General features: G+C 57.6%; 2 protein-coding genes. Both read right to left on the reverse strand.

Features of this window, described 5'->3' with window-relative positions; genetic code table 11:
• Window positions 1-6,150 (reverse strand): SDR family NAD(P)-dependent oxidoreductase (locus tag ABX962_RS25995; RefSeq protein ID WP_372723713.1); only part of this gene is annotated, 6,150 nt, incomplete at its 3' end.
• 6 nt (window positions 6,151-6,156) lie between these two features.
• On the reverse strand, window positions 6,157-6,740 hold a 584-nt coding region (locus ABX962_RS26000; RefSeq protein ID WP_372723715.1), incomplete at its 5' end, for an acyl carrier protein.

Below are 6,740 nucleotides of genomic sequence, written 5' to 3' on the forward strand. Positions count from 1 at the left end.
GATTTTGCCAAGTTGCTCGCTGAAGTAGATTTCCAGCCGCTCGCACCGTGCATCGTGGTCGAGCAAACGAAGCTCTTGCAGCAATGCGTCGTCTTTCGCCGAAACCGCCTCGGACCGAGATTGACCGTTGGCAGTGTGCAGCGCACGAAAAATCGAGGGCACCGCGGATTCGGGAAGCGAAGAAAGCATTTGATGCCAATTCGCATCCACCACGACTCGTGAACGAGGGCCGTTTGGATTGCCGGCATCAATCAGCAGGTCCAAAGCGGCATCAAACCGCAGCGGACGCAAGCCTCGCGAGGCCAGATTTTTTAGCCGTGTTGGGTCGTCCGCCATGCCTGCCGAACTCCAAGGGCCCCAGTGGACCACGTTGGCAGGTAGCCCCTCGTTGCGCCGCCGCGCCGCGAATCCTTCCAAAAATCCATTCGCAGCCGCATAGTTTGCTTGCCCGGGTGACCCAAATACCGAAGCCACCGATCCGAGCATATTGAACATCCTCAGCGGTTGATCTTCGGTCGCCTTGGCCAGCGCAACCGCGCCGCCCACCTTCGGTCGCAGCACGCGGGCCACGGATTCCGGCGTCATCTCGTGCATCAGACCATCGTCCAAAAGGCCGGCGGTGTGGATCACGCCGACCACGGGTCGCATCGACGGAGGCAGTTGCCGCATCGCAGCGAGCAGTTCGTCTTGGTTCGTACAGTCGCACTGCAGATACCGACACTCCGCACCGTTTTCTTTGGCCCACCGGATCAATGCTTCGACCCGCTCGGTTGCTTGTCGGCGTGCAAGCAGGACGATCTTGGTCGCCCCTCGCTGTATCAACCGCTGTGTGATTCCCGCAGCGATCGCGCCGCTGCCGCCCGAGATCAAATAAGCCCCGTCGGCGGTGACGTGATCCCGCTCGTCATGCGTGGCGTTCTTTTCAGGCGATACGACTATCTTGCCAATATTCCGCCGAGCACTCATGAACCGCAGCGATGCCGGCAGATCCGATAGCGCAAACGTGGTAATTGGTTTGGGTTGATAGATGCCCTTTGTGAATTGCTCAGCCACCTCGGCAAACAATGTTCGCACTTCTTCGGGGCGGTGCCGGAACAGTCGATCCAGATCGATTGCCGAATAGGTCAGGTTGTCCTGAAATGGCAGCAAGCCAAGTTGACGGTTTTGATAGATATCGGTTTTCCCAATCTCTAAAAACCGGCCGTGTGCCGCTAACAATTCCAACGACCGGTTGATCCATTCGCCCGGCAACGAATTCAATACAACATCAACGCCGCGGCCTCCGGTGCGAGCACCAATGGTGTGCAGCGAATCGATATCCCGGCTGTCAAAAATGTTTTGCGGATCGATATCCAGCATCGACAACAACCGACGTTTCAGTTCGCTGCCGGCCGTGGCAAACACCGTGGCGCCGACGCTGTGTGCGACCTCGATCGCCGCCAATCCGACGCCGCCTGCGGCAGCATGAATCAAGACGGATTCGCCCGCGGCAAGCCGGCCAATGTTCCGCAGCGCGTAATGCGCCGTCATGTAGGCGACCGGGATGCTCGCCGCCTCTTGCGGGCTGATTCCTGATGGAATCTTGACGAGCAAGTATTCTTTTGTGGCAACATCCGACGCAAATCCGTAGGGCACAATTCCCATCACGTGGTCGCCAATGGCCACCGATTGCACTTGATCACCAATCGCCGTCACCGTGCCGCTCGCTTCGATCCCCAGCGGAACAACCTCGTCCGAAATTCCAGGATAAAGTCCCATCGCCTTCAACACGTCACTAAAGTTCAACCCAACCGCATCAACCGAAATCACCACCTCGTCCGGCTTGGGTTTGGGCATCGCCATCCGCTCGACCCACAACCCTTCGGTCCGATTGGTTCCATCAAGCCGGACTCGATAACTGCCGCACAATGGGATCGGCAATTGCGACGCGTCGGAGGCCTTCGAGAGGGAACGTGGCGATGCAATCAATCGTGGCGACAAAAATTGATCGTTTCGAAAGGCAAGTTCGGTTTCATGCGATTGCCGCGCAAGCCAGGACGCAATCGGTTCAGTGCTCGCGGCATCGCACACGGCGACATCGAGCATCCGGATTTGCAACGCCGGATACTCGTTGGCGGCAACGCGTGCCATGGCTGCCAATGCCGCCGACGACGGGATACTGTTTTCATTGCCGATGCCAAACGCACTCTGCAGCACCAACGACACCAGCGGCATCGTGGGCTGGCGAACCGCGGTCTGGATGAATTCCAGCAGCTCACAAACACTCGCTTCGACATCGTCGTGTGTGTGTGGCTGGGTCCAAAGCCAGTGCTCTTTCGACGAACTCGGTTGAAAGGTCTTGGGGATGAGCGTTTGGTAAATCGCCGATCCAAAATGGCGGACAGGATACGTGTCGTGGTCCTCACCCGATTTGGCATCTGTCACCGATACGGGAGTCCACGAGCATTCATAGATCCATTGTTGAGGATCCATTTGGTAGCGGGTGTGATCCTTTTGCAGCCGTTTGCAATGCACCCCTTGTAGCGACACACAAATGCGGCCTTCGCGGTCAAGCAATTGGACATCGGCAACGACTTCGCTCCATTGGTCGTTTGTGTTTTCGTGTCGACGCACGACGGCCGAGGTGATCTCATTTCCGTCCTGCGTCACAACTCGATCGACGCCGACCGGCAGAAAGGTGGGCGGGTCGGCGGATTGGCGAATGGACGCTGGCATCGTGGTCGCAATCAGTTGCAAGGCACCATCGAGCAAGGTCGGATGCACCAGCGACCGCTTTGCTTCGCTCACCAAGCTTGCATCGATTTCAAGTTGGGCACTGGAAGTGTGGTCATGATTCAGGATCGATCGCAGCGGTTGGAACAGTTCACCGTAACGAAGTCCCGATGCGGCGAGCGATTCATAGAATGTGGCTCGATCAACCGCGGTAGCATGTGCGGGGCTCAGACTTTTTAAAGCCGCCAGCATCGTTCCGTTAGCCTTTTTCACTCGGCATGTGGCCGATAGTGTCCACTCCGAATCATCCCCTTGGGGCCGCGAGTGAATTTGAATCTGTGATTGTCCGCCCTGAATCGGATCGGCCGTCGTTTGGATTTCAACGGATTGATCCTTGTGCAGAAACAAAGCACGGTGAATCGTGACTTCAAAAAGCTCGAAGGCAAACTCGCCAAACAATTCCTTTGCTGCAATTCCTAATGCGTCAATCCAGGCTGCGGCGGGAACGGTCACCGATTCGGCAACGACGTGCTCCGAAAGATAGCCAGGTTTATTGATCGCAAGATGCGAAATAAATAGCAATCCACCGGACGCCAAACGTTGGCGGCTGCCCAGCACCGGATGGACGCTTTGACCACCAATGCCGGATTCCAGAGCGGGAGGTGAATGCCAACACCGCTGGCGAACGAAAGGATACGTTGGCAATGCCACTCGCTGTGATGGATAGATGCGATCGATAGCGCTAAAATCAACCGGGGCACCCACGCACCATGCCGTGGCGACAGCACGGATCCAATTGGTGTAATCATTGTCGTCCGGATGCAGCGTGTCGACGGTGCGAAGCAGCGGTTCGCCTGCGTCGGATTTTAGCGAGCGACGAATCATTCCCGTCAATTGAGGTCGCGGCCCCACTTCGATCGCCAGATCAATGTTTTGGTTTGCCAATTCGGCCATCACGTCGCTGAAGCGAACGGGGCTCATCAAGTGCCGGATCCAGTAGTCAACGTCGATCGTTCCTTCCTGCACCGCCCCGGTTACCGACGAGATAAAGGTGATGTAGGGAGGCAGTTTTACGTCGCCAACCCACTGCGACAAACTCGCCCGCAGCGGATCCGCAGCATCTTGCATCAGCGGCGAGTGGAAGGCGTGCGAGACCTTCAGCGGTCGACACATCGTTCCGGCCGCTTCGGCCTTTGCCACGATTCGCTGAACCGCTTCGTACGTACCAGCGATGACCGTGTTTTGGTCGCCATTGATGGCGGCAATCACTGCATCCGACTCGAGTTCGTCGATCCACTGCTGCACCACCGCCGCGCTAGCGAGCACTGCGGTCATCGTGCCACACTGCGGCAACTCGCCCATCAAACGGCCGCGATGAGCGGCAAGCATCAGTGCCTGCTGTTTGCTTAACGCTTTTGCCGCATACAACGCGGCGATCTCACCGATGCTATGACCCGCCACCACATCGGGAACGATGCCAACGTCGGCAAGCGAATCGACCAAGGCGATTTGAATCGCTGTGATCGCAGGCTGGGCCATCGCGGTGTCGTCGAGAGAGCGTCTCGGGACGTCGTCACAGATCAATTCCAACAGTGACACATTCAATACAGGATCGAGAATCGCCGCAGACGCTTCGAGCGATTGCTGAAAACTCGGCAACGTCTGGATCAAGCCTGACGCCATTCCCGCGTATTGAGATCCTTGGCCGGTAAACAGCAACGCGATCCGGGGGCGACGTCCATGCACCGGTCGGCCGCTGACCGCTTGTTTACTCGCGACGCCCTCGGCAAGTCGCTGTAATCCTTTGGCAAGTTCCGAGCTGGATTCGCCCCAAGCCACGGCGCGGTGCGACAACATGCTGCGGTATTTTGCGTACGAACCACACAGGTTGTGCGTTTGCAATGCGTCGGTCGTCGCAGAATCGTTCAACCGATCCAAGGCTTGCTGAGCCGCTTTGGGGATCACATCTTCGCTGCGAGTCGACAGCGGCAGAAAGAAACACGGCGGCACGCGTGGTGCTTCTTGCTCGGGCGTGTGGGTCCCGCTTGGCTTTTCCAAAATCACATGGGCATTGGTGCCTCCGAACCCAAACGAGCTGACGCCGGCCAGGAAGCGTCCTTGTTTGTTGGGCGTCCATGCTTGATTTTCGGTGGCAATCCGGAGCCGTTTCGAATCGAGTTTCGCGTTCGGATTTAGTTTGCCGAAATTGGCCTGACCCGCGATCCACTGGTGCTGACACATCTTCAGCACTTTGATCATTCCGGCAATTCCCGAGACCGTTTCGGTGTGCCCGATGTTGGCTTTGACGCTGCCGATGTGAACCGGCGGTAGATTTTCGTCGCGGGCGGCAAACGTTTCCGACAACGCCATCAACTCGATCGGATCGCCAAGCGGGGTGCCGGTGCCATGCGCTTCGATGTAGGTCAAATCGTCCACCGAGATTTCGGCCGCCTTCATTGCGTCGCGAATCACACGTTGCTGGGCCGAGCCGCTCGGTGCGGTAATCCCGCTGGTCCGCCCATCTTGATTCACCGCACTGCCGCGAATCATGGCCAGGATTCGGTCACCATCGCGAACCGCGTCGGCGGCACGTTTCATCAGGATCAAACCACAGCCTTCGCCTCGAACATAACCCTTTGCGTTCTCGTCAAACGAACGGCAACGCCCATCCGGGCTCAGCATCCTAGCCTTGCTAAACGCGATCGTGGTTTCCGGTGAAAGAATTAGATTTACACCACCCGCAATCGCCGCATCACTTTCACCACGCAACAACGAGATGATTGCCGAGTGGACCGCGACCAAGGCGGATGAACATGCGGTGTCGACGATGAACGATGGGCCTTGCAAATCGAACAGGTACGAGATCCGGCCCGCCGCGATGCTGAGCGCGTTGCCCGTTCCCATGTGGGCATCAATCTGTTCGAAATAGTCAGGGTAGCGAGCGGGAATTTTGGAGTAATCGGTACCGCCGATGCCGATAAAGACACCGGTTTGGGTCCCCGAGAGACGTTCGATCGGAACGCCGGCGTCTTCGATTGTTTCCCAGGCGACTTCGAGCAACAATCGTTGCTGGGGATCCATTCGCGAGGCTTCACGCGGTGCGATCCCAAAGAAAGCGGGGTCGAACATGTCGACGTTCGAGACCGCGCCCATCGCATCGACCGACATTTTCCCAAGGGTGCGGCCACTGGGATCAAAATATTGATCACGATCCCAACGACTTGCCGGCACCGGCCCCACGCTTTCACGCTGCTGTTGGATCAGGTCCCAAAACGCGTCGGGGGAATCCGCGCCGGGCATCCGGCAACCCATTCCGATAATCGCAATCGCATTGGAATCATTGACAGCGGATGGCGGACGCGATCCGAGCCGGTTCTGTAGCAACGCACGTTGCGCAGGAGTCAATTTGGCCAGTCGAGCTGCAAGTTGTTTGTCCATCAGCGATTACGTTTTTTTCTTGTCGCTCAGGGCCGCGTCGATCTCGGCGTCCGAAAGTTGTTCGATTTCACTTAATAAGGCTTCGAGCTCTTCGGGTGACACGTCTTGCGACACCGTTTCGTCGACGGACTCGGACCGGGGCGCACCGTTGCGGGCAACTTTGTGCGGGACGTTGTGCGCGTCGTTGTGCGCGTCGTTGTGCGTTGCGTTGTGCGTTGCGTTCACGCTCGATGGCAAACCGTCGTGCAGTGTTCGGGGAGCTTCCGAGCCAATCAACTCATTGGCGATAAACCGACTCAGTTGCGTCACCGTGGGATGGTTCCAGGCCACGATCGGAGTCAACTCGATTCCCGACCAATCTTCGGTCTCACCACTGAGTTCGACCGATGTCATCGAATCGAGTCCGTAGTCGGCAAACGGTTTATCCAGCTCGATGGTCTGCGGAGCCACTCCGGCGCGAACCACTAACCACTCGGCAAGCCAAGCTTCAAACATCCGCGTCAGCGGTTCACGATCCGCTGCGGTGGGATTTTCGGGAAGTTTTGGGATCGCAATCGGCGCCTGCTCGGAAAGAAATTTGCGGTCGTAGC

Origin of the sequence: Novipirellula sp. (genome assembly GCF_041583735.1) — a bacterium.
Taxonomy (GTDB): domain Bacteria; phylum Planctomycetota; class Planctomycetia; order Pirellulales; family Pirellulaceae; genus Novipirellula.